Origin of the sequence: Methylonatrum kenyense (assembly GCF_023195885.1) — a bacterium.
Classification (GTDB): Bacteria; Pseudomonadota; Gammaproteobacteria; order Nitrococcales; family Aquisalimonadaceae; genus Methylonatrum; species Methylonatrum kenyense.
The window spans coordinates 38,376-61,295 of sequence record NZ_JALPKO010000008.1 but is presented as its reverse complement, the minus strand read 5'-3'; the positions used below and the strand labels follow the sequence as shown (position 1 = coordinate 61,295).

The 22,920-nt window shown below is 61.2% G+C and carries 19 protein-coding genes, 4 tRNA genes and 1 other RNA gene; 14 read left to right on the top strand and 10 right to left on the bottom strand.

The window, feature by feature from the left end:
• From asnB to M0534_RS10665, 3 genes are read left to right on the top strand one after another with little or no spacing between them, the layout of a single operon-like run.
• The gene (gene asnB / locus M0534_RS10675; protein ID WP_248568415.1) at positions 1–1,959 is read left to right on the top strand and encodes an asparagine synthase (glutamine-hydrolyzing); all 1,959 of its coding nucleotides are present in this window, start codon (positions 1–3) and stop codon (positions 1,957–1,959) included.
• Entirely contained in the window at positions 1,959–4,133 is a 2,175-nt protein-coding gene (locus M0534_RS10670) for a GNAT family N-acetyltransferase (RefSeq protein WP_248568414.1), read from the top strand. The genes asnB and M0534_RS10670 overlap by 1 nt, the downstream gene beginning before the upstream one ends.
• A gap of 3 nt (positions 4,134–4,136) precedes the next feature.
• On the top strand, positions 4,137–5,045 hold the full coding sequence (locus tag M0534_RS10665; RefSeq protein ID WP_345894721.1) for a glycosyltransferase family 2 protein: 909 nt from the start codon (positions 4,137–4,139) through the stop codon (positions 5,043–5,045).
• Here M0534_RS10665 and M0534_RS10660 read toward each other — a convergent pair.
• Positions 5,020–5,892 (bottom strand): sulfotransferase family protein, encoded by an 873-nt coding sequence (locus tag M0534_RS10660; protein ID WP_248568412.1) that lies wholly within the window; start codon positions 5,890–5,892, stop codon positions 5,020–5,022. The two genes, M0534_RS10665 and M0534_RS10660, sit on opposite strands and share 26 nt — an antisense overlap.
• A gap of 114 nt (positions 5,893–6,006) precedes the next feature.
• Here M0534_RS10660 and M0534_RS10655 point away from each other — a divergent pair, with 114 nt between their 5' ends.
• Positions 6,007–6,891 (top strand): glycosyltransferase family 2 protein, encoded by an 885-nt coding sequence (locus M0534_RS10655; RefSeq protein WP_248568411.1) that lies wholly within the window; start codon positions 6,007–6,009, stop codon positions 6,889–6,891.
• A 3-nt stretch (positions 6,892–6,894) separates the two neighbouring features.
• On the opposite strand, the gene M0534_RS10650 is transcribed toward M0534_RS10655, so the two are convergent.
• The 9 genes from M0534_RS10650 to galE all read right to left on the bottom strand — a co-directional run bounded on the left by M0534_RS10650 (position 6,895) and on the right by galE (position 17,617).
• On the bottom strand, positions 6,895–8,430 hold the full coding sequence (locus M0534_RS10650) for an exosortase C-terminal domain/associated protein EpsI (RefSeq protein ID WP_248568410.1): 1,536 nt from the start codon (positions 8,428–8,430) through the stop codon (positions 6,895–6,897).
• 4 nt (positions 8,431–8,434) lie between these two features.
• Positions 8,435–10,048 (bottom strand): TIGR03016 family PEP-CTERM system-associated outer membrane protein, encoded by a 1,614-nt coding sequence (locus tag M0534_RS10645; RefSeq protein ID WP_248568409.1) that lies wholly within the window; start codon positions 10,046–10,048, stop codon positions 8,435–8,437.
• Positions 10,023–10,919 (bottom strand): AAA family ATPase, encoded by an 897-nt coding sequence (locus tag M0534_RS10640; RefSeq protein WP_248568408.1) that lies wholly within the window; start codon positions 10,917–10,919, stop codon positions 10,023–10,025. Before M0534_RS10640 ends, M0534_RS10645 begins: the two co-directional genes overlap by 26 nt.
• Positions 10,916–12,478: an XrtA system polysaccharide chain length determinant gene (locus M0534_RS10635; protein ID WP_248568407.1), complete on the bottom strand. Its 1,563-nt coding sequence runs from the start codon at positions 12,476–12,478 to the stop codon at positions 10,916–10,918. The genes M0534_RS10640 and M0534_RS10635 overlap by 4 nt, the downstream gene beginning before the upstream one ends.
• Before the next feature lie 78 nt (positions 12,479–12,556).
• On the bottom strand, positions 12,557–13,177 hold the full coding sequence (locus M0534_RS10630; RefSeq protein ID WP_248568406.1) for an XrtA/PEP-CTERM system exopolysaccharide export protein: 621 nt from the start codon (positions 13,175–13,177) through the stop codon (positions 12,557–12,559).
• 381 nt (positions 13,178–13,558) lie between these two features.
• On the bottom strand, positions 13,559–14,116 hold the full coding sequence (locus tag M0534_RS10625; protein ID WP_248568405.1) for a fibronectin type III domain-containing protein: 558 nt from the start codon (positions 14,114–14,116) through the stop codon (positions 13,559–13,561).
• Positions 14,117–14,238: 122 nt separating this feature from the next.
• Positions 14,239–15,162: a VanZ family protein gene (locus M0534_RS10620; RefSeq protein ID WP_248568404.1), complete on the bottom strand. Its 924-nt coding sequence runs from the start codon at positions 15,160–15,162 to the stop codon at positions 14,239–14,241.
• Between the two features lie 8 nt (positions 15,163–15,170).
• Positions 15,171–16,598 (bottom strand): mannose-1-phosphate guanylyltransferase/mannose-6-phosphate isomerase, encoded by a 1,428-nt coding sequence (locus tag M0534_RS10615; RefSeq protein WP_248568403.1) that lies wholly within the window; start codon positions 16,596–16,598, stop codon positions 15,171–15,173.
• Between the two features lie 20 nt (positions 16,599–16,618).
• Positions 16,619–17,617, bottom strand: a complete 999-nt coding sequence (gene galE, locus M0534_RS10610) for a UDP-glucose 4-epimerase GalE (RefSeq protein WP_248568402.1) — start codon at positions 17,615–17,617, stop codon at positions 16,619–16,621.
• Positions 17,618–17,741: 124 nt separating this feature from the next.
• Between galE and pcaD the strand changes: the two genes are divergently transcribed.
• The 10 genes from pcaD (at position 17,742) to rplK (ending at position 22,920) form a co-directional block, all read left to right on the top strand.
• Positions 17,742–18,518: a 3-oxoadipate enol-lactonase gene (gene pcaD / locus M0534_RS10605; RefSeq protein WP_248568401.1), complete on the top strand. Its 777-nt coding sequence runs from the start codon at positions 17,742–17,744 to the stop codon at positions 18,516–18,518.
• 618 nt (positions 18,519–19,136) lie between these two features.
• Positions 19,137–19,221, top strand: a tRNA-Tyr gene (locus tag M0534_RS10600).
• Between the two features lie 41 nt (positions 19,222–19,262).
• Positions 19,263–19,400: non-coding RNA, RtT sRNA (locus M0534_RS10595), on the top strand.
• 324 nt (positions 19,401–19,724) lie between these two features.
• Positions 19,725–19,798: transfer RNA gene (locus M0534_RS10590), tRNA-Gly, on the top strand.
• Positions 19,799–19,862: 64 nt separating this feature from the next.
• Positions 19,863–19,937, top strand: a tRNA-Thr gene (locus tag M0534_RS10585).
• Between the two features lie 76 nt (positions 19,938–20,013).
• Positions 20,014–21,204 carry an elongation factor Tu gene (gene tuf / locus M0534_RS10580; RefSeq protein WP_248568389.1) on the top strand — a complete coding sequence of 397 codons (1,191 nt, stop codon included), beginning with the start codon at positions 20,014–20,016 and terminating at the stop codon, positions 21,202–21,204.
• A 100-nt stretch (positions 21,205–21,304) separates the two neighbouring features.
• Positions 21,305–21,380: transfer RNA gene (locus M0534_RS10575), tRNA-Trp, on the top strand.
• A 52-nt stretch (positions 21,381–21,432) separates the two neighbouring features.
• Positions 21,433–21,813, top strand: a complete 381-nt coding sequence (gene secE / locus M0534_RS10570; protein ID WP_248568400.1) for a preprotein translocase subunit SecE — start codon at positions 21,433–21,435, stop codon at positions 21,811–21,813.
• Between the two features lies 1 nt (position 21,814).
• Positions 21,815–22,348: a transcription termination/antitermination protein NusG gene (nusG, locus tag M0534_RS10565; protein ID WP_248568399.1), complete on the top strand. Its 534-nt coding sequence runs from the start codon at positions 21,815–21,817 to the stop codon at positions 22,346–22,348.
• Between the two features lie 140 nt (positions 22,349–22,488).
• Entirely contained in the window at positions 22,489–22,920 is a 432-nt protein-coding gene (rplK, locus tag M0534_RS10560; RefSeq protein ID WP_248568398.1) for a 50S ribosomal protein L11, read from the top strand.

The window sequence follows — 22,920 nt, the reverse complement described above, 5'->3', positions numbered from 1 at the left end:
ATGTGTGGAATCGCCGGATTCTGGGATGCGGGGAACAGACTTCGAAGCGGACCGGATGCAGTACTCAAGGCCATGGCACAGGCGATTCGCCACCGTGGCCCTGATGCGGAGGGCCAGACCTGGGAGCCGGGCCTAGGCGTTGGTATGACACATCGGCGCCTTGCGATTCAGGATCTGTCGTCGGCCGGCGGTCAGCCGATGCGCTCGCCCAGCATGCGCTTCACCATGGTTTTCAACGGCGAGATCTACAACTTTCTCCACCTGCGGAAGGAACTCGAATCACTGGGGCGTGGTTTCACCGGCCATTCCGATACGGAGGTCATGCTCACGGCATTCGAACAATGGGGCGTCGAGGCGGCGCTGGAGCGCTTTGCCGGGATGTTCGCCTTTGCACTGCTAGATCATGTGCATCGGGAGCTATGGCTGGTGCGTGACCGGATGGGTGAGAAGCCACTGTATTACGGCTGGCACCAGGACACGCTGGTTTTCGCGTCCGAGTTGAAGGCCCTGCGCGCGGTCCCGGGGTTCGCGCCGGAACTCGATCGCGACGCCCTGGCCCTGTTGTTCCGCCATAACTACATCCCCGCACCGCACAGCATTTTTCGCGGTATCCACAAACTGCTGCCTGCTCATTGTCTGCGTCTCTCGCTGGACACCTCCGGCCAGAGTGACTGTCGACCCGTGCGGTACTGGTCCATGGACGATGCTATCGGTCACGCAGCCGAGCTTCCGGAAGACGCGGTCCTGGACAGCCTGGAGGAACTGCTGGGTTCGGTGATCGGCGAGCAGATGCTGGCTGACGTGCCGCTCGGCGCCTTCCTGTCCGGTGGGGTCGATTCGTCAACCATTGTCGCCCTGATGCAGCAGAGGGCAAAGCGGCCGATACGGACATTCACGATCGGTTTTCGGGAAAAGGGCTTCAACGAGGCGGAGCATGCGGCAGCCGTCGCCCGCCACCTCGGCACGGACCATACCGAACTGTACCTGGAACCGGGCGATGCGCTGGATTGCATTCCACGGTTGCCGGAAATCTGGGATGAGCCCTTCGCCGACTCCTCCCAGATACCCACCTACCTGATCAGTCGACTGACTCGGCAGCACGTAACCGTCGCGCTGTCCGGAGACGGCGGTGACGAGTTGTTCGCGGGCTATGGCCGCTATCCGTCAACGCTGACGGCCTGGAACCGTCTGCATGCCAAACCGGGGTTTCGCCAGCGGGTCGAGTCTGTCGCCCTTGCCCTGCCGAACGCGATCGCCGGGTCCCTGGCGCGGGCAATCAGGCCGAAACGTCGCCACCTGTCGGGTTTCGGCATGGCGGAGAAACTTGCCGCGGAACGCGCTGCCCGAGGCGCCGGATCGCTGCAAGCGTTTTATCGCCAACGCGTCGGTTACTGGGCGGATCCCGCCGCGCTACTAGTGCGCGGTGCAGAGCCTAGCTACGTACTGAATGAGGCATGGCCTCGAAGCATTGCGGAGGCAACGTCGCTCCGGCAATTGCAGTGGCTGGATCTCAACAGCTATCTGCCGGACGACATTCTGACCAAGGTGGATCGGGCCGCCATGGCAGTAAGCCTGGAAACGCGTGTTCCTTTGCTTGACCACCGGGTTGTCTCATTCGCCCTGTCGTTGCCCGATCATCTGAAGCTCCGGGATGGGGCCGGAAAATACCTGTTGCGGCGGCTATTGCATCGACACGTGCCGGCATCGCTTGTGGATCGGCCCAAGCAGGGATTTGCGGTGCCGATCGCGCAGTGGTTGCGCCTTGAGCTCAGAGACTGGGCGGAAGCGCTGCTCGAGCGTCGGCGGCTTGAGCAGGAGGGCGTGTTGGATGCCACGCGCGTGCGCCGCACCTGGCAGGATCATCTCGAGGGACGCGCGGATTACAGTTTCCAGCTTTGGGGGATCCTGATGTTCCAGGCCTGGTATGAACGGCATTCCCGTTGTGGTGGTGCCGGCTGATGGCCGACGTACGGCCTGCCGCCTATAGCGCTCGGTATCGGCCGAGCATCCTGGCTTTGCTCGGTGGCGGAACGCAACGGTCGGCGCTCTGGCGCTGGCAGTTCGAGTCCAATCCGAGGGGTATTCCGTTCGACCCGGTGCTGATGCTGGACGCGCGGGGACGCATTGCCGGATTCAATGGCGTCATGCCGGTGCGGGTGCGGTTTGACGGTGTCGAGCGCATCGCCTGCTGGAGCTGTGATTTTCACGTGCATGTGGCGCATCGAGGAAGTGGCGTGGGTCGCCTGGTCAAGGAGGTACTGCACGGCAGGTATTCGCTGTTGTTGACTTTCGGGGTCAGCGATATCGCTTTCAGTGTGCTCCGTCGTCTTGGCTGGCATCAGGCCACGGACGTCTGGCGTTATCGCTACATTCGCCGAATCGGCAGCGTCAAGGATCTGGCTCGGCTGTCTCTGCAACTCGGAAATCGGCTGCGACGTCTGCCGACGCGGTCGTCGTCTGGTGCTTGTGAACTCGTCGCGAAGGAGTCGTCGTCGCTGCCGTCGGCGGAGGAGCTGGATGACCTGTGGGGTCGGGTGGCGGGTGGATACCCGCGCATTGTCTGTCGTGACCACGTCTATCTGGCATGGCGCTATGAACAATGCCCGGCTGGCGGTTACCGGTACCTGGTATTGCGGGATGCCGGACGGCTGCGGGCGCTTGCCGTCTATCGCCGTCATGCCGGGACGGCAAGGCTGGTCGACCTGGTTGCTGCTCGGCAGGATACGGCGGCGAGAGCGGTCTTGCTGAGCAGCTGGTTGCGCTGCACCGCGCATGCGCATCAGCTGCAGGTCGTCACCAGTGATCGTGTCCTGGGAAGATTGCTGGAATCGAAAGGGTTTCTCCGAACCCGCGATAAGCCCCGATTCCTGGTGCGGGACGGAGGCGAGGCGCCGGCCGTGGCCCAGGGCTGGTTTCTGATGGCGGGTGATTCCGACGGTGAATTTCTGCAGGCCGCCAGCGAGCAGGAACTGGGATCCGGTGCTGAGTCGCAGCCAACCGGAGATAAGGCGGGCAAGGCACTGCAGGTCCATGAAGTTTCGCCGGAGACCCTGTTCGCGGACTCTGCCATGTGGGATGACCTGATCCGTCGCTCCGATGCGGATCCGCTGTTCATGGGCTGGGCCTGGCAATCGACCTGGTGGGAAATCTGGCAACCCGCGCTTGGTCTGGAGCCTTGCCTGCTGGGAGTCTATCGGGAAGCGAATCTGGTGGGGCTGGCTCCGCTCTTCCGGTATCGGCAACGCCATGCCGTTGCCGATACCATTGAGCTGCATTTCATTGGTAACGCCTGGAACATCAGCCCGACGGTACGGACGGAATACATCGATCTGATCGCGGAACATGGCCTGCGTGACGACGTCACTAGGGCGGTCGAGCAGCATCTCGCCAATGCCGTGCACTGGGATGTGCTGGTTGTCTGTGACCATGTCGGGCGCGATCCCCTGCCCGGGCTGGCGGCAGCGAAGGGTACCTCCCGGCTGGTTCGAAAAACCGATGACGGCTGGTCTGTTGCCACGGATGGCTGTTTCGCCGACTGGTTACAGAGCCTCGGCTCCAGCACCCGGTTGAAGGTCTATAACCGGCGACGTTATCTGGCAGCGGGGTCGACCCTGTGTTTTCGCTGCGAGCCGGATTTCCGTAAGGCGCTGGCGCAATTGAACGCCTTCCATCAGAAACGCTGGGGGAAGCCATGTTTTTCCGGCGAGAGCCTGGATTTTCACCGCAGGCTGCTTTCGCGTCTCGATCGACCGGAGGCAATTCGCTTCACGGTTCTGGAGATCGACGGAGTCGTCCGTTCCGTGCTGTACGACCTGCGCCTGGCTGGCCGGACATACAATCTGCAGGCGGGCTTCGATGAGGGGTTCGACCCGAAGGTTTCCCTGGGGACCCTGCATCTTGGCTATGCCATCGAGGAGGCGTTCTCGGCGCCGGCGGTGCGCGCATACGATTTGCTAGCGGGGACAGGGAAAAACACTGACTACAAGCGGCATTTCCACGGCCATTGCGTCCGATTCGTTACCTTTCAATTGGTTCGCAAGCCAACGTTGCGCCTGGTTTATGGTGTCTATGGAATGATGCCTGACTCGCTCCGCCATCAGGCTCGGCGCTGGTTCGGAAGAAGAGGCGCTTAGCCAGTGAAGACAAGCCCTCCGCTGATAAGCGTGATCACGCCGACCTTCAATCGCGCCAGCTTCCTTGGACAGGCGGTTGAGAGCATTCTCGGGCAATCCCATTCCAGACTCGAACTGCTGGTGGTTGATGACGGCTCAACTGACGGGACGCGGGCCCTCATGCAGCGTTACCTGGGGGACGAGCGGGTTAGGTATTTCCATCAGGAGAATCAGGGCCAGAGCGCCGCCAGGCGGTTCGCACTCGGTCAGGCCCGTGGCGAATTCATCGCGTTTCTCGATTCCGACAATATTGCGGCGCCCACCCGCCTTGCCACATGCCTCGGTGCGCTGCAGCAGTCCCGGAAATATGACGTGGCCTATGGTGACGTAATCAAGATCGATGGCGACGGCAATGAGATATCACGGTCAAACATCCGTCGTTACAGCGGTCGTATTCTTCCGCAAATGCTCCAGGAAAATTGTGTCAGCATGAATACCGCGCTTGCCAGGCGGTGCGTTTTCGACTCGGACGTCATGACGGTACCACATCGACGGGTGGCTGATGATTACGAGATGTGGCTGCGAATTTCGGCACGTCACCGATTCCTGTACCTAGCGGAATATCTTGCGTACTACCGGGTGATGCGGGAGCAGATATCCTCCGACAAAATCGGCCGCTTCGACGCAAATGAAGCAATCCTCAATGATTTCCTGCGTGAATACAGAGGATTGATTACGTCTGCCGAACTGCGTGCGGGGTGGAGCGGTTTCATGCTCCGAAAGGGTGAATACCATGCGTCTCAGGGACGAATTGTTGCAGCACTGCAGTGTTACATGCGTGCGTTGCGACATACACCCGGCAGTCGGCGCCCGTGGCGGTTCATCGCCAGACTCGCGGCCTTTGGCCTCATTCGTAGCCGTAACGCTGGATGACAGGAGCCAGATAGTCGTTGAGCACTGCCTGTTGTTCGTTGCTCAGGTCGGACCGCCATTTCTGATTCTGGTTGGAAACGGTAATCGATTCAACCGTCCTGTGGAAGAGTTCACTATTGCGTGAACTTGAGAGGTCGAGAAAATCCAGTGTGCGATCCGTTTCTTGCAGCTTGTTCTTGCAGAAATCCTCGTATCGGATTTCCAGGTAGTCTTCTTCCGGAATCATTGAGCTGGCCTTTTCGAATGCCTTCATCCGGTTTTCCCAGCCAATTGCAGCGAGCAGCACAAACGACTCGCCGCTGTCCTGCCATGCCTTGCGCTGCGCATCACTCAGTTCGCCGCGCGCCCATTGCCCTGGACCGGTCCAGCCATCGAAGTATGGTGCCGCAAGCACGGAGTTGACCACGGCACGACCATCCCGAACGATATGAACGAATTTGGCATCGGGGAAGATCCGTTTCAGATAGCGGATTCTTGGCCAGCCGGTTATTTTTGCCAGCAGCCGCTTGTCTGCCGGGATCGATCGGGCGAGTGCGCTCCGAAGGCGTGGGACGACGCGCGGAATGACGTCGTGTTCCGTGATGTCGCGATAGGGCCTGGAGAAGCCGTGGCAGTGATGTTCCCAGAAGCGATAGGGTTCGCTTGGCACCAGGTACCGCCTGGCGAGCTTCCCGACGACCGGATAGTCCAGTGCCTTGATGCCCCAGCGGTTCAAATAAACTCGACCTGGCCGCTGTTCGGCCAGCTGCGTCAGCCAGCCGAGGTCACGATGGTGCCGCAGGATATCGTGGAACATGGTGCTACCGCAGCGCCCTGTGCCGACGATGAAAATCGGTTTCTCGATCATTGCTTGGTTCCGGCAGAGTTCCGAGCGGATCCGTGTTTTCTTAACCCGAATCATGAAACATGCTAGTGCCAGTTGTCATTGTAAGTTTCCTGGCGTGGGGTTGGTGTAGGTGGCATGACGGCTGAACCGCGAATCAGTGTGATTACTCCCACCTTCAACCGGGCACAGTATCTGGCTCAGGCCATTGAAAGTGTCCTCGCCCAGAATTACGTGAATCTCGAACACTGGATTATCGATGACGGATCGACCGATGGCACCGAGACGGTCGTGGCGCGCTACCTCGACGATCCGAGGGTTCACTACGTGCGGCAGGGCAACCAGGGTCAGAGCGCCGCCAGGAATCGGGGGCTGTCGTTGAGTGAAAGCGACTTTGTCTGCTTTCTGGATTCCGACGACTACTGGTTGCCCGGAAAGCTTGAACGCTCCCTGGCCGCTTTCGCGTCGAATCCGGACGTGGGCATCGTTTACGGTGATTACGTCTTCATTAACTCTGCGGGCCGGGAGGTGGCAGTCAGCAATATGCGGCGCCATAGCGGCCGAATCGTCGCCCAACTCCTGCGCGATAACTGCGTCAGCATGAATACGACCATGGTCCGCCGGCGTTGTTTCGAAGAGCACGGCGGTTTCAGCGAGTACCGGGTCGCCGATGATTATGATTTATGGCTTCGTTTTTCAGCTTATTACCGATTTTTTTATGTGCCGGAACGTCTGGCCTGCTATCGCATGATGGAAGATCAGATTTCCTCTGACAAAATGGCGCGATTTGAAAGTAACGAACGCATCATTCGCCGATTTCTAGAGGCGCACGGGGATCGCGTGACCACATCGGAGGCGCGTGCCGGCTGGTGCTATTTTCATACCCGAAGGGGCCGTTACCTGGCATCTCGGGGAATGACACTGCAGGCTGCGGGTGCGTACGGGCGCGCACTCGCATACGGCCCGTTTTCGAGAGCACCCTGGCGCGCGTTGGCAAAACTGGTTCTCACGGGCACCGGGTAGCCATCAGCGAGCCGAGCCGGTGAGCAGATTTTCGAGTACGGTAAGCGTCTCGCCCTCCAGGGTGCTTGCAAGGAGCTGTTTCTCCGCGGCGCAATCTGTGGCCGAGCAGCGCATGTCCAGGCTCACCAGTGCACCATCGCGGCGGCCTGACAGCGCTCCGCGGAGCATCTGCGCCTTGATCGCAAGGGGGCCACTGGTCCAATTGCCAGCAACGGCATAGCCCGCAGCCAGGGCATGGGATTGGTCAAGGTGGCGGTGGCGCAGTGTCATAATCGACCAGCCATCAATCGGACCCGTTTCCCGGTGCTCGATGATCCATTCGTCCGGATCAACCAGTCGATTGCCGTATTGCACCAATTCGTGTCCCTGTCGCTGCGGCGCGTACAGCCAGATGCCGAGGTGGATTGTTGTGTTCAGGCGACTGCCTCCACGGTAAGCGGTGCGCAGCACTTGGTCGGCACGGTGCATGTCCGGGCTCCAGGGGCCGGGCGTCGCGCCAGGCATCTGTTCCCGATCGGCAAGCTGCGCAGGGGCGGTCAGCGGTCGCACTTCGGCGGCCTTCTCTGCACCAGTCAGGTAGAGGGCAGGAATCCATACGACCGCAGCCAGGACGAGCACACCGCATGCCGCCCTACTCCAGTGTGACGCGTTGCGGGGAATCAGATTTCGGCTGGTTCCCGCGTCGGCTTCCCGCTCTCCCGCCAGCCACCGGGCGAACAGGAAGAACGGAATCAGCGCGAGGGCGAACAGGATCCAGCCAAACAGTTCATGCTGGCTGATCAGACTGCTTTGCATTTCCGTCTCGTAGCCAACCAGGATGATGGTGAAAATACGCGCCCAGTTGACCACCAGTGCCAGCGCCACGGCAGTGGCATGCAGGGCTATCCAATCCCGGATGCGGGACAGGTTGAGGGCGCTGAACAGCGTCGCCAGGGTAAGGCCGACGATCAGGTAGCGAAGCCCGGAGCAGCCGTGGGCGATTTCGAAGGTGCCGATGTCCAGAAGATGGATGTAGACGCCTTCGACCTCGAAATGAATCCCGCGCAAGCCCAGCAGGACGGTGTTGATTTCGGTCGCAAGGAGCTGCAGCGGGAGAGCCAGGTAATCCCAAAAGGGCACGGCATAGAGAAGTATGCCGACCGGCACGGCAAAGGCCGCGCCGCCGCGAATTCCGAGCAATGCGAGAATGCAGGCCCACCACAGCAGCACCAACCCGATCTGCTGAAGGACCATCACGTTGATCATTGCGGCCAGACCGATGCCGACGGCAAGCACCGCGGCCAGCAAGATGCCGGCCGCGTTTGGTCGAATTCGAAAAGGTCCCGACTGGACCAGGCTGCGCGTCACCAGGAAGGTGGAAATCGCCAGAACCAGGAGGCCGTGCGAATAGGCCTCATCGAATCGAAGCCAGCGATTGAGCAATAATTCCGCCGGGTAAGGAAAGCTTGCAACGACCAGCACCAGCGTGCCGAAGGCGACCAGGCCATCGGTGCGGCGCCAGATCGGTGCCGCTCGGCCCTGCATGGTGGTTGCGCTCATCGCGTCAGAATACGCGGGTCAGTTCCAGAATGACCGCGTTTTCCGTGTATTGCGCGGCACGGTCATCGGAGCTCCGGTGCTGACGCCGCAGCGTGGCGCCGGCCTGCATCTGGGGGCTAAGCAGGTGCGCAACGCTGATCTGGGCCAGCCAGAGGTCGTCGTCGCGGCCCTCACGAAATTCCAGTCGTTCCCAGCCAGCTCTCGGGATAACCGCGGTTCGCGGCAGCCATTGCCAACGCCAGAAGGCATCGGCGCCGTAGCGCTCCTCAGAGTCCCCCGCAACGACGAACTCGCGTCGTTCATGGAACCCCCGGAGAACCACCCGGGACCGACCGGTTTCATACGCGGCCGACCCGGTTGTTCGCTTGCGCACGAAAATTTCCCGCTCGATGTCGACCAGGCTGATCAATTCCGGATCGCCGGTTACCGGATCGATCTCGATCTGGAATGTCTGCTCGCCGATGGTGAAACGGTCCGAAATCTGTTGGGTCTCTCGGTAACTGAGGCTGAGATCGAGGCGAGCTGTTTGGTGCGATATAAGACCAAAGTAGGTGTCACCAAAGAAGCGCCGACCGTAGCGACCCTCGATCTGGGTACGGTCACCTTCCCAGCGCAGTCCGGCATCCCAGTAGCTGCTGCCGAATCGATCCTGACTGCCATCGGGCCGTGGTTCAGTTTCATAGCCGCCACGGCCAACGACGCGCAGCCGGTCGGTGATCAGGTAGCCAAGTTCGAGGAAGGCATCGTCGAAATAGCGAGCACGGGGGTCAATATCCTCGCGCCTCACCCGTTCAGAGCGCACCGATGCTCGCCAGGAAAAAGGATCCGCGGCGTCAGGGCTGACAAGGTTGAAACTGCCCAGATGGCGGGTAACGTTGGGCACGCCCTCGTTATAGTTCGTGCGGGAATAGGCGTAGCGTGTGACCGAACTGCCGACCGGGCCGAAGTCCTGCAGAAGGTAAGGGCTTGCGCGCAGTGTCAGGGCATCGGCCCGGTTCCTGGTGGCGAGCGCATTGTCGCGGCTGAATGCTCCGCGGCTGGTGATTGGCTGTTGCTCGTAGGTGGCGCCCGCATCCAGAAACAGTCGTTCTTGAATCACCGAGGTGGTGCTGTCGGCGTTGAGGGTGTGGAGCACATCGTTGCGGCTGGAATCATCCCAGTAGTGCAGCAACTGCGCCTGGTAATCCGTTTGCACCCGGAAACGCGGACCGATGCGGCAGAAGCTCACTGCCGGAATCAGTTCGCTGATAAACTCTGATTCCTCGTCATCTCTGGAGAGCGTGACGTTGTCCGTATAGGTCTGACGAAACGTCAGCGACGGCGTGAGCAGGAAAGGACGCCCCTGCTGGCGTTCCAGATGGATAGCCGAGAGGCCGCCGTCCCGGTCGCCGCGGCTTGGCAAGGGTAGTCGGCAGGCGGCGAGTGTCGGAGCCCCGGCCGGGCCTGTGGCTGCCCGGTCGCGTTGTGTGGCCTGGGCCGCCAGGTCACCGGGCGCTGCAACGAGCAGCGCCATGGCCACCGAGGCCGACAACAGACCGCCCGAGACAGGTTGGCGCTGATGTGAATCGCGCAGATTAGTCTGGACGCTGCGCTCACGAACTCCTGTCTGCGGTTCCATAGTAGCCCCCGTAATAGCCGCCGTAATCATCCCCGCCGGGCCCGCCAAAACTTTGGTTCAGAACCAGATTGATGGCTTTGTTGGGATCGAGTTGTTCGATGGCGGACGTCACCTGGTGGCGTAGCGTTGATGACGCCTTTACTACCATGACGACCTGGCCGACATTGGACGACAGGGCGCACGCCTCCGGCGTACCCAGCAATGGTGCCGAGTCAAACAGGATGATCCGACGAGGTGACGGGTCTGCCAGGGCCGCGACTATGCGTTCCATGCGGGCACTGGATAATAACTCCTCACTATCCGCATGCTGTTTGCCGGCAGGGAGCACATAAAGTGATTCGATGCTGGTTGGCATGACGACTTGGCCTGCGCCAAGGCGGTCGTCGGCAAGCAGGTCAACCAGCCCGGGGCGATCCTGAACTCCCAGCAGTTTGCTGGCGTGTGCCCGAGAGACATCCCCGTCGACCAGAACCACGGAGAGATCCGGATCATGCGCGATGCTAAGTGCCAGGTTGATTGACGTAAAGGTTTTGCCTTCGCCGGCGACGGCGCTGGTAATCATGATCAGATTGCCACGCTCGATGGCCGGGGCACCGCGGCCGAGCGCGTTGGCAATCAAGGGACGCTTGATCCGTCGGTATTCGTCCCGCATCTGGCGTTCGAGACGCAAGGGCGGCTGCACGCCCAACTTGCGCAGCCGGTTGATGTCAACCTCCAGCATCGGCGCCTGGGTGTCGAATACCGGGGGCGGCTCGACACCCTTGCTCTTGTTATCCAGGGGGAGGACAGGTTCCGGTGGTGCGTTTCCGTCCACTGCATGGTTGCGACCGGGCCTGCGCAGACGGCCCAGAGCTTTCTCGATGGTACTCATATCGGCAGGTTCCGCATTAGTGTCTGCAGTTGGGCTGCCGCGACGTCCGCATAAAGTGCGGTTGCACCGATCATGCCGATCAGGGTCAACGCGACCAGGCTGAAAACGGAAAAACCAATCAACTTCATGTGACGTTGGGTTTGCGTCATGGCCAGGCTGACGGAGCCAAGTACCGGGCGACCAGTGAGGTCCGACAGCAATTGTCGGGTATGGAAAACCGGCCGAATCTGGTGCAGAAAGAAGGCAAATGCGCCGCCAATACCGAAACTGATTGGCAGAAGTGCAAGGATGTAGAAATCACGCGGTGGACCTGCCGCCTCCACCGGGCGGACGGGTGGGTCAATCAGGCGAAACTGGAACTGGCCGCCGGAGGTGTCGGCCTCGGTCGACATTTCTGCGGTACTCAGCCGGCTGAGGAGGGTCTGATAGCGATCCCGCGTCACCTCGTAGTTCCGGTTCAGATCGGCCAGGCGAGCCTCGACGTCAGTGATTTCGTCGACCTGGGCCTGCAGGTTGCGAATCCTGTTGCGTTGATCGGATATCCGGGCCTCAATGGCGGCAATTTCTCCGTTCCAGTCGTTCAGGCGGATGCGGAGTTCCTGATAGACCGGGTTGGCACTGAGGTTTGCGCGCGTGGTTGGCTGCGGTTCGGCGGCAACGCGATCCCGTTCGGCCTGTTGTCTCTCGATCTGGCCCTGTAATGCAATGACGTCCGGATGTGCTTCGGTATACCGCAGCAGCAATTCGTCAAGTTGTTCATTGCCTCGCCGAATCTGCTCATCCAGCACTGTCAGACGGGGGTTGGGAACGGTTTCGCTCTGCCGACCACTTTCCAGCGCAGCGATTTCCTGTTGCAGGCGGTCCCGCCGATTGGCCGCTGTCCGCAGGTTCGACTCCAGCTCTTCGAGTGTCTCTTCCGCTCCACGCAGGCGGCCATAGTAATCTCGACCACCCTGCTCCGGGAGCAAGCCCATGTTTTCGCGTTTGAAGTCGGCCAGGCGTTGCTCTGCGGTACGCAGGCGGTTCTCGTATTCAGCCACCTGGCGTTCCAGAAAGCCGGTGGCTGTGGCGGAATCGGTTAGCGTCATGCCGAGGGTCTTCTCGGTCATGATGTCCACTACCGCCTGGACGACCTGTTGCGCCTTCTCCGGGTTCGAGTTGGTATAGGCGATCTGATAGAGATTGTTTCGGCTTCCGCTGATGTTTATTCCCTGAGCGAGTCCCCGGAGCAAACGCTCCTGCTCCACTTCGCTTCGCGCGGCGAGCATCAGGTCCGCGTCGTTCGCAATGCGCTCCAGATTTTCGCGGTTGAGCAGGGTTGTTGTCAGTGCCTGAACGCGCGCATTCAGGTTTGGCGAAACCGCGAGATTCGCAAGCAACGGCTCCAGCATCGATTGCGTATCGACCTGCACCCGCGCCTGGACCCGGTATTCGTCGGGCATCGTGAGGACAACGTAAGCCCCGGCCGAAGACACAAGAAAGACGATCACCAAGGCGAACCAGCGAAACCGCCAGGTGCCGCGCAGTTCTCCGAGAATATAGGTATACAGTTCATGCATGGCCCAACTCCACCCGCGTGCGAAAGGCCCCTGTAAGCGGGCCGGTTCGACGATCGGCCCAGCCACAGCCAAGCGGTTCTAGAAAATCGACTCCGGAATAACCAGTACGTCGCCTGGCCGCAGTGGGTGGTTTTGACGCATGTCGCCATTTGAAATCAGGTCATTCAGCCTCACGTTGTAAGTTCGGCTGTCGTCTCCAGTGCCGCGGACCAAACGGGCCCGGTTGCCGGCAGCGAACTGGGTCAATCCACCAACTTCAATTACCGCATCCAGGACCGTCATGCCGTCCCGGTAGGCAATCGCCTGCGGCTGGACCGCCTGTCCGATAACGCGAATCTGGTCCTCGTAGGTGCCCACGAAACCCGTGACCATAACGGTGACGTTGGGGTCACGGATAAAGGCGGACAGTTCTGATTCGAGGTCCTCGGCCAGGACGGACGGCGTTTTGCCGGCGGCGCGAACGCTTTGCACCATGGGCACCGAGATCTTGCCGTCCGGTCGCACCGGGATATCCACTGACATGTCGGGGTTGTTGCGGACATAAACGCGCAACTGATCGCCGGGACCGATGACGTAATCGGCATCACCGATGTCGGCAGGTGTCGGCACTGTGCCACGGGTCTGGCCACCGGCACATGCCACCAGACTGAAAGTCAGGAAAACGAGCAGCATTCGGGCAAGTAAACGTGAACGCGTCATCGGTAGGCCCCCCCTGGTACGCCATTTTTTTGAATACAGCCAATCCGGACTCCGCAATCGCCTCCGTGGGCGCCTGTCAGCCATCGGGCAGCGTCGCCGGATCCTTCCTGTCTACCGGTTAAGCATTGCCCGTAATTCGCATGTCGTCAATTTACGACAGCTTGCAATTGCGTCAGTACGTCGGCGGCTTGTCGTCACTGACAAGATAGGCCGTGCTTAACACAACCGCCAGCGTGCGCGGAGAAATTTTTTCGTTGATTTTTCGGGAGGGTGGGGCACGGTTGCCATAGGCCGCGTTCCGTCGCGGCTATGGGATCTTGGTTGGTTCAGGAATGGGTAGTGGGTTAGAGGTCATCCGCTACACGGAGTGATTACGAGCAGTCAGTTGACGTCGACAGCGAGTTCCTCTGAGTAGGGGCTCCAGCGACCGTCGCTGTCCTTGGTCCTGACGGCGAAATGGTAAGTGCCGGAGCTCAGGCCCTCAACGGTCGTTCCGTAAAAATTCTCTTCTTCGAACACACTGCCGGAATAGTCGGATTCGTCGTGGCGACGGTACACCAGTTCGTGACCCTCGATTTCGTGGGTGTAGAGGCGTTGATCATTCTGGCGCTCGTGCGGAGGTTCCCAGGAAAACTCGATGGAGTTTCCGGAGACGGCAGTGCCGCTGCCGGACGATGTTCCATCACTGCTGCTGGTGCCGCTGTCATCACTGCTGCTGGTGCCGCCGCTGTCATCACTGCTGCTGGTGCCACTGTCATCACTACTGGCGGTAGTGCCGCCGTCGCTACTGCTGGATGTGCCACTGTCACTGCTCCCGGAACTGCTTCCTCCGCCTCCACCGCCAATACAGCCGGTGATCAGGAGGCTGCAGAGAAACAAGGCGGGAATCGACCACGAACGAACGGACCGGGATGAGACCCGATAGCTTGACTCAGGCATTCACGATGCTCCTTAGAAAGGCTGCGGCCAGTTGGGCCGCGAAACATGGGTACGGTCGGTCAATCCAGCATGCCCGGGATTGCTATCCCACTGGAGTGCCGCACGGAGAGATTAAAAGATGTTCAAAAACAGTGGTATCTGTGATCTCTGGACGACAGAAACACGGTGTCGACGATTAATTGACGTTGCTCCCCGAGGTTGGTGGTGAATAACGCAAGTTCGTCGATTCGGGCGAGGTCGAGGTGCCGTTCGCGGGGTGCGGTGCGGATGTTCTCGGTTGGAATGCGCAGTTCGTTGCGACCCGGTTCGAGTGTGGTGTGCAGATTGTAGCGATCCTGGTAGTTGCCGCCGCGTTGCCAATGCTCGTGGTCGCGAATGGAAACCGTCAGCGGCAATGCGGTGTCGGCCGGATTACGCAGTACCAGATGCAGGCAATGAGTGTCGTTCCAATTACCCAGGGACCGTTTCAGCGTCGTTCCGGCGTAGCGACCCGGGGTGAGGTCGACATGCAGCATGGGTTTCCCGTCCGGTCCCGTGCGAATGTCGCCCTGGGTCCAGCGTCGATGCTCGAAGGCGTGGTTGAAGTCGGCCAGCACCGGGAAACTCAGCCGCGCACCGACCCGGTCCCAGAGGCCGGTAATCGGCAGGTACAGGCTGGCGCTAGCCAGCGGCAGGGCGAGCAGGGGCAGAAGCAGTCGACGATGTTTCAGTTGCGTGCAGGCGCCGACGACCAGGCCGATGCCATTCAATAACAGGTCATCGATGCTCGGCTGTCGCCCGGTCAATGCCTGCAGGCCCTCGATGCTGGCGCCAAGCAGGAACAGCCCCGCCAGAATCGCCAGAATCCGTCCCGGTGGGCGTGGTGACCGCATGCGTGACAGGCACCAGGCCGCGGCCAGGGCGAAGAATGCGACATGCGCGATTGCCGACAATTCCTGGGGTGGCCCGGGGCCGCCGGTCAGTCCCTCGAGGTCGATAAAGAACAGGGGCACGATCAGGACAAGCAGCGCTGGCAAGAGATAAGTCGCGATGCGCTGCATGGCCATCGGTGCGTTCAGCAGCGGCCGTAGTTGTCGTCGAATCGCAGTATGTCGTCCTCACCGAGATAGCTGCCGGTCTGCACCTCAATCAGTTCCAGCGGTATGACTCCGGGGTTCTCCAATCGATGCATCGTTCCCAGGGAGATGTACGTCGATTGATCCTCGCTGACCAGGTAGCTTTCCTCACCGCGCGTGACCCGCCCGGTGCCACGGACCACCACCCAGTGTTCGGCGCGGTGATGGTGCATCTGCAGCGACAGTTGCTGCCCGGGATTGACGATGATGCGTTTCACCTGGAAACGATCGGCACTGGCAATTCCCTCATAGCAGCCCCAGGGGCGTGTTACCCGGCGATGTTGCAGGGTCTCGCTGCGTCCCTCGCGGCGGAGTCGCTCGACCACGGTCTTGACCTGCTGAATGCGATCACGTTTCGCGACCAGGACGGCGTCGACAGTTTCTACAATGATGCAGTCGTCGAGTCCGAGGCCGGCCACCAGTCGGCTGTCCGCATGCACAAAGGTGTTGCGGCAGTCCTCAAGCAGTGTGTCACCGGACTGCGTGTTACCCAGCTCGTCGGCGGTCCGGGCCTGTTGCAGGGCCGACCATGAGCCAAGGTCGCTCCAGCCCGGGTCCATCGGCACGACCATGGCACGCGTGGTGTGTTCCATCACTGCGTAGTCGATGGACTCGGATGGCGCAGCCGCGAATGCCTGCTCGTCAAGACGGAGGAAATCCAGGTCATGCCGGCCTTCGGTCAGGGCGCGACGGCAGGCATCCACGATCGCCGGCGCCTGTCGTTCAAGTTCCTCAAGCAGGCTTTCCGCCCGGAACAGAAAAATGCCACTGTTCCAGTAGTAATCGCCGCTGGCAAGGTAGTCACGTGCGGCTGGCAGGTCCGGTTTCTCGACGAACTGCGCGACCGGTAAGGCCGGGCCAGTGGCGTTGTCGTGCCGTGCGCGGATATAGCCATAGCCGGTTTCGGGATGGGTCGGGCGGATGCCGAATGTCACCAGCGCGCCCTCCGTGGCAGCTTCCAGACCGTCAAGCACGGCCGACTGGAATGCATCGACATCGTCAATCAGGTGGTCAGAGGGCATGACCAGCAAGATGGCATCGGGCTCCCCCTGCAGGCAATGCAGTGCCGCAACCGCGATGCCTGGCGCAGTATTGCGCCCAACTGGTTCGAGCAGGATGTGGGGTGTCCAGACGTCCAGTTGCCGTAATTGCTCGGCAACCAGGAAACGGTGGGCCTCGTTGCAGACGACGATCAGGTCGGAGCCGGTCGTCAGCCCCTGACATCGGGCGGCGGTTTGTTGCAGCAGCGTCATATCCGGCGAAGCGAGGCGCAGCAACTGTTTTGGAAAATGTTCCCGCGACAGGGGCCAGAGGCGTGTCCCGGCGCCGCCCGAGAGGACTACGGGGATGATCCGGCTGTCATTCATGGCTTGTCTCTTTCTGGTAATCAGATGCTGGCGTGACTTTCCAGTAATTTGCGTTCCCAGGCGAGCGATGTCGACACGATGGTCTGCAAGTCGTCGTACCGTGGCTCCCAGCCGAGTACGCTGCGAATGCGACTCGCCTCCGCGATCAGCGTTGCCGGATCGCCGGCGCGACGGGTTTCCTCGCGAACCGTGAGTTGCCTATCGGACACCCTGCCCACCATGTCCAGCACTTCCCGCACGCTGTAACCGTGTCCGTAGCCGCAGTTGAGGGTGGTGGAATCGCCGCCACGGCGCAGATAGTCCAGGGCACGAAGATGCGCCGCCGCGAGGTCCTCGACGTGGATGTAATCGCGAACCCCGGTGCCGTCGGGTGTCGGGTAGTCGGTGCCGTAGATGGCAACATGCGGACGTTTGCCCACAGCCGCCTCGCAGGCAACCTTGACCAGCAGGGTGGCGCGGGGTGTGCGCTGCCCGATCCGGCCGCCCGGATCACTGCCGGCCACGTTGAAATAGCGAAGCGTGACGAAGCGCAGCGGGCTGGCCGCAGCCAGGTCGCGGAGCATCCATTCAGACATCAGTTTCGAGTACCCGTACGGATTGATCGGCGCCGGGGTGGCGTCCTCCCGCGCAATGCCGCCTGCTGGTGTGCCGTAGACCGCCGCGGTGGACGAGAAAATGAAATACGGGATCTGCTCCTGCTGGCAGCAGACCAGCAGGTTGCGGGTCGCGCAGGTATTGTTGCCATAATATTTCAGCGGGTCGGCGACTGATTCGGGGACTATCGTGTGGGCCGCAAAATGCATCACGGTATCGATGCGGTGCTGCTGCAGGATGGCCCGCACCAGCGCTTGGTCTGCGGTGTTGCCGACGATCAGCTCGGCGTCGGGTACAGCGTCCGCAAAGCCGGTGCTGAGGTCGTCCAGCACCACCACCTGCTCGCCGCGGGCGGCGAGTTGTTGCACAACGTGGCTGCCGATATAGCCGGCACCTCCGGTGACAAGTACGTTGGTGCGCGGCATGTGCATTGGTCTCCCTGGTAGCCCGGTTCCAACCTTGAACGTATGCGAATGCGGGTAAAAGGCAAGATCGCGACCCGATGCCTGGTTTAGTGGCGGGGGGGATCCCATCCGCAGGAGGAAGTGAATGCAGTTGCTCGAGACAGCACAGGGGGTTGTGCATTACCGGCTGGATGGCGCCGAGGACGTGCCGGTGATGGTAATGCTGAATTCGCTTGGCACTGATCTCCGGATCTGGGACGACCTGGTCGAGCGGCTTACACCGTCATGGCGCGTGCTGCGCTACGACCTGCGTGGGCACGGCCTGACGCCCGCCACGCCGGGGCCCTACTCGATGGAACTGCTGGCCTCTGACCTGCTGGCGTTGCTGGACGCGCTGGGCATCGACCGTTTCGCGCTCTGCGGTCTGTCCATCGGTGGCATGATTGCGCTGCAGGTGGCGGCGCATGCGCAGGGGCGGGTGACGCATCTGGCGCTGTGTGACACCACGATGAAGATGCCGGAGCCTGCAATGTGGCACGAACGTGCCCGGCAGGCCCGAGACGAGGGCCTTGAGGCAATGGCCGACGCGGCGATCGAGCGATGGTTTACGCCCGCGGTTCGGAGGACCCCATTTGCGGCCGGGGTTCGGACTATGGTCGCCCGAACCTCTGCGGAGGGTTACGCAGCGTGTTGCGAGGCAATCGCTGCCATGGACCTGGAGCTGTTGGCGCAAAAAGTGGAGGCGCCGACCCGCGTTTTCGTCGGTGAACATGATCCGGCGACGCCGGTGGCCGCCGCGGATGCCATCTGCAAGGCGATCCCGCAAGCCGAATTGACGGTGATGCCGGGGCTTTACCATCTGGCCTGTATCGAGCGTCCGGATTTGTTTCTTCCGGCGATGGAGCGGTTTTTGTCGCCGTGATCGGGGCGGTCCGGAGGGGGCTTGGGTTTGGTGCCCGACGTGGTGGGTGGTGCCGGGTTCGGGCGCCTGACACCGCCTGCATTCATTGTGCTTAATGCGCCATACGTGGATTGGTTTTTGGACAAAAAGGTTTTCGGTTTTCGGACCAAAGCAGGAACTGGCTGCGCCTCCTGCATTAGCACTACGTCCTGGTGGTCGTCGTAGGGTGGGTCAAGCGAAGCGGACCCACGCGGTGTAATGTGCAAGAATTCGCCACCGAATTACGCGCAGCTGTCGTTGGGTGAATTGGGCGCATGCGAATCCACGCCGTGTGATCCGTCACGATCGTGGCAACAGGCTCTCGGTCACCGCCGCCACCAATGCCCATGCCTGCACTGGTTCGTCCGAACACCTTCCTTGTCCGAAACCCTGCGTTGTCCTGCCAACAGATCACACCGCGTGGGTCCGCTTCGCTTGACCCACCCTACAAAGGCCGGATCGGGCCTTGTGTGAAGCACATTATATATGACGCGCGGGGATCGGCGCTGGGTGGTCAAATGCAGTTGACAGCATACCCCGCCTTGCCGCAGAGTACGGCGCCTTCAGCGAAGCCGTGCGCGGAGCCGCTGGAACGAATACGGAGGGGTTCCCGAGCGGTCAAAGGGGGCAGACTGTAAATCTGCTGGCAAAGCCTTCGGAGGTTCGAATCCTCCCCCCTCCACCAGAATTGATCGGCAGGGCGCCAGCAATGACTGAAGGCGACAGCCGGAGCCTCCCAGGGGGAGGATGAGAACCGAGAGAGGTTCGAGCGATCCGCAAAGCGGATCACAACGCAGGAGCGCAGCGACTGCGACCCGAAGGGCGTAGCGCCGGAGGCGCGGAGTAATCCTCCCCCCTCCACCAAGTTATGAGACGGGCAGTGTGCTGCAGCGATTGCGCGGCATTTGCCGAAGCCTCCCAGGGGGGGGTGGTGAGAACCGAGAGAGGTTCGAGCGATCCGCAAAGCGGATCACAACGCAGGAGCGCAGCGACTGCGGGCCCGAAGGGTCGGAGCACCGGAGGTGCGGAGTACTAAAATCGCGAATGCGATTTTGAACAGCGGAGCAGAGCGACGCTGGCCCTTACAAGGGTGGAGCCGGAGGCGACATAATCCTCCCCCTTCCACCAGAATTGATCGGCATGGCGCCAGCAGTGATTGTAGGCGACAGCCGGAGCGGGACAAATCTCGCGGGTGTAGTTCAATGGTAGAACCTCAGCCTTCCAAGCTGATGATGTGGGTTCGATTCCCATCACCCGCTCCACTTGGTTGGCCCTGCTGAGGGGTCCGGTCTCGGCAGAGGCTGGCAGTAGCAAGGTCGGTTTACGGCCCGTGTAGCTCAGGGGTAGAGCACTCCCTTGGTAAGGGAGAGGTCCCCAGTTCAAATCTGGGCACGGGCTCCAATTTCTCTATGGCGGACGCATGGCCGGGCAGTGTACCGGCGGTCCGGAATCAGGAAGAGGCCGGGGGTAGAACACCATGTCCAAGGCGAAGTTTGAGCGTAGCAAGCCGCACGTAAATGTTGGGACGATTGGTCATGTTGACCATGGCAAGACGACGCTGACGGCGGCGCTGACGAAGGTGATGGGCGAGCAGTTTGGTGGCGAGTTCCGTGCGTACGACATGATCGACAACGCACCGGAGGAGCGCGCTCGCGGCATCACGATTGCGACGGCGCACGTGGAGTACGAGTCGACGGATCGTCACTACGCGCATGTGGACTGCCCGGGTCACGCGGACTACGTGAAGAACATGATCACGGGTGCGGCGCAGATGGATGGCGCGATCCTGGTGTGTTCGGCGGCGGACGGCCCGATGCCGCAGACCCGCGAGCACATCCTGCTGGCCCGCCAGGTTGGTGTGCCGTACATCGTGGTGTACCTGAACAAGGCGGACATGGTGGACGACGAGGAGCTGCTGGAGCTCGTCGAGATGGAAGTCCGCGATTTGCTGTCGACCTACGATTTCCCGGGTGATGACACCCCGATCGTGACCGGTTCGGCGCTGAAGGCGCTGGAGGGTGACACCTCGGACATCGGCGTGCCGTCGATCGTCAAGCTGGTCGAGGAGATGGACAAGTACATTCCGACGCCGGAGCGTCCGAAGGATCAGCCGTTCCTGATGCCGATCGAGGACGTGTTCTCGATCTCGGGCCGGGGCACGGTGGTCACGGGCCGCGTCGAGCGTGGAGTTGTGAAGACCGGCGAGGAAGTGGAGATCGTTGGTATTCGTGACACGCAGAAGACGGTGTGCACGGGTGTCGAGATGTTCCGCAAGCTGCTGGATCAGGGCGAGGCGGGCGACAACATCGGTGCGCTGCTGCGTGGCACCAAGCGTGACGAGGTGGAGCGCGGGCAGGTGCTGTGCAAGCCGGGTTCGATCACGCCGCACACGAAGTTCGAGTGCGAGGTGTACATCCTTGGCAAGGACGAGGGTGGTCGTCACACGCCGTTTTTCAATGGCTATCGTCCGCAGTTCTATTTCCGGACGACGGACGTGACCGGATCGTGTGATCTTCCGGAGGGCACCGAGATGGTGATGCCGGGGGATAACGTGAAGATGACGGTGACGCTGATTGCGCCGATCGCGATGGAAGACGGTCTGCGCTTTGCGATCCGTGAAGGCGGCCGCACCGTGGGTGCCGGCGTCGTCTCCAAGATCATCGAGTAAGGGCGCTTCCGCCCGCTGACGACCGCGGTCGTCATCTGGACTTGACGGCGTGGGGCGCGTATGGTGTCCCACGCTTCCCAGTTCCAGGTTCCGTGAATACAGGCCAGTAGCTCAATTGGCAGAGCAGCGGTCTCCAAAACCGCAGGTTGGGGGTTCGAGTCCCTCCTGGCCTGCCAGTGACAGCGTGGAACGGCGCGGTCGGTGCTGGCAGCTGCATAACAGGCCCAGATGAAATCCAAAACGCTTCCTGAAAAATCGCCGGCTGACACGATCAAGCTGGCAGCTGCTGCTGTCATCCTTGGTGCGGGGATCGTCGGTTTCTATGTCTACGAGGACCAGCCGCAGCTGATGCGCGTGCTGGGCATCCTGTTCGTGGTGGCTGCCGCGGTTGCCGTGGCCATGACTACCGCGCAGGGGCGGAGTCTCTGGGGCTTTTTGAAGGAGTCACGGGTCGAGCTGCGCAAGGTGGTCTGGCCCACCCGGCAGGAAACCCTGCAGACCACGCTGATCGTGCTGATCGTGGTGCTGATCGTTGCCATCTTCCTGTGGTTGATGGACATGTTCCTGTTCTGGGCCGTCGATGCCATCGTGCGACCGGGAGGGTCCTGACATGAGCAAGCGCTGGTATGTGGTGCACGCTTACTCGGGCTTCGAGAACAAGGTCAAGCAGGCCCTCGAAGATACGATCAAGCGCGTCGGCATGGAAGACAGGTTCGGCGAGATCCTGGTGCCCACCGAGGAAGTCGTCGAAATTCGCAATGGCCAGAAGCGGCGCAGTGAGCGCAAGTTCTTCCCGGGCTATGTCCTGGTCCGCATGGAGATGGACGACGAGACCTGGCACTTGGTGAAGGGTGTGCCGCGAGTGATGGGTTTCATCGGCGGTTCCAGCGACCGGCCGGCGCCGATCTCCGACAAGGAGGCCGACCAGATCCTGAACCGCGTTCGCGAGGGCGTGGAAAAGCCGCGGCCGAAGGTGCTGTTCGAGGTTGGCGAGATGGTGCGGGTCACCGACGGTCCGTTCACCGATTTCAATGGCGCCGTGGAAGAAGTGAATTACGACAAGAGCCGCCTGCGGGTGGCGGTGTCGATCTTCGGTCGGTCGACGCCGGTGGAGTTGGGGTTCGACCAGGTCGAAAAGGTTTAAGGAATCAGCGTTTCCTTAATTGCGCAACCGTGCCGTTTGCGGGTAAAGTTGCGGGTCGCGGATAACCGACCAATCGGTCGGTTATCCTTTTTGCGTTTCGGGGAGCCGAGCAGGCGTTTGCACCCGACAGGGAGTTCAACATGGCCAAGAAAGTCACTGCCTATATCAAGTTGCAGGTCAAGGCGGGCCAGGCTAATCCGTCGCCACCGGTGGGCCCGGCGCTGGGTCAGCACGGCGTCAACATCATGGAGTTCTGCAAGGCGTTCAACGCCCAGACCCAGGAAATGGAAGCCGGCCTGCCCGTTCCCGTGGTGATCACGGTCTACAACGACCGCAGCTTCACCTTTATCACCAAGACGCCGCCCGCGGCGATCCTGCTGCTGAAGGCCGCCGGCCTGAAGTCCGGTAGTGGTCGTCCGAACACCCAGAAGGTGGGCAAGGTGACCCGGGAGCAGCTGGAAGAAATTGCAAAGACCAAGGAGCCGGACCTGAATGCCGGTGACCTGGATGCCGCGGTGCGCACCATTGCCGGTAGCGCGCGCAGCATGGGTCTCGACGTGGAGGGTCTGTGA

What these genes read in the sequence shown, in the direction of transcription:
- asnB (WP_248568415.1), top strand. Translation starts at nt 1, where the DNA reads ATGTGTGGAATCGCCGGATTCTGGGATGCGGGGAACAGACTTCGAAGC.
- M0534_RS10670 (WP_248568414.1), top strand. Translation starts at nt 1,959, where the DNA reads ATGGCCGACGTACGGCCTGCCGCCTATAGCGCTCGGTATCGGCCGAGC.
- M0534_RS10660 (WP_248568412.1), bottom strand. Translation starts at nt 5,892, where the DNA reads ATGATCGAGAAACCGATTTTCATCGTCGGCACAGGGCGCTGCGGTAGC.
- M0534_RS10655 (WP_248568411.1), top strand. Translation starts at nt 6,007, where the DNA reads ATGACGGCTGAACCGCGAATCAGTGTGATTACTCCCACCTTCAACCGG.
- M0534_RS10650 (WP_248568410.1), bottom strand. Translation starts at nt 8,430, where the DNA reads ATGAGCGCAACCACCATGCAGGGCCGAGCGGCACCGATCTGGCGCCGC.
- M0534_RS10645 (WP_248568409.1), bottom strand. Translation starts at nt 10,048, where the DNA reads ATGGAACCGCAGACAGGAGTTCGTGAGCGCAGCGTCCAGACTAATCTG.
- M0534_RS10640 (WP_248568408.1), bottom strand. Translation starts at nt 10,919, where the DNA reads ATGAGTACCATCGAGAAAGCTCTGGGCCGTCTGCGCAGGCCCGGTCGC.
- M0534_RS10635 (WP_248568407.1), bottom strand. Translation starts at nt 12,478, where the DNA reads ATGCATGAACTGTATACCTATATTCTCGGAGAACTGCGCGGCACCTGG.
- M0534_RS10630 (WP_248568406.1), bottom strand. Translation starts at nt 13,177, where the DNA reads ATGACGCGTTCACGTTTACTTGCCCGAATGCTGCTCGTTTTCCTGACT.
- M0534_RS10625 (WP_248568405.1), bottom strand. Translation starts at nt 14,116, where the DNA reads ATGCCTGAGTCAAGCTATCGGGTCTCATCCCGGTCCGTTCGTTCGTGG.
- M0534_RS10620 (WP_248568404.1), bottom strand. Translation starts at nt 15,162, where the DNA reads ATGGCCATGCAGCGCATCGCGACTTATCTCTTGCCAGCGCTGCTTGTC.
- M0534_RS10615 (WP_248568403.1), bottom strand. Translation starts at nt 16,598, where the DNA reads ATGAATGACAGCCGGATCATCCCCGTAGTCCTCTCGGGCGGCGCCGGG.
- galE (WP_248568402.1), bottom strand. Translation starts at nt 17,617, where the DNA reads ATGCCGCGCACCAACGTACTTGTCACCGGAGGTGCCGGCTATATCGGC.
- pcaD (WP_248568401.1), top strand. Translation starts at nt 17,742, where the DNA reads ATGCAGTTGCTCGAGACAGCACAGGGGGTTGTGCATTACCGGCTGGAT.
- tuf (WP_248568389.1), top strand. Translation starts at nt 20,014, where the DNA reads ATGTCCAAGGCGAAGTTTGAGCGTAGCAAGCCGCACGTAAATGTTGGG.
- secE (WP_248568400.1), top strand. Translation starts at nt 21,433, where the DNA reads ATGAAATCCAAAACGCTTCCTGAAAAATCGCCGGCTGACACGATCAAG.
- nusG (WP_248568399.1), top strand. Translation starts at nt 21,815, where the DNA reads ATGAGCAAGCGCTGGTATGTGGTGCACGCTTACTCGGGCTTCGAGAAC.
- rplK (WP_248568398.1), top strand. Translation starts at nt 22,489, where the DNA reads ATGGCCAAGAAAGTCACTGCCTATATCAAGTTGCAGGTCAAGGCGGGC.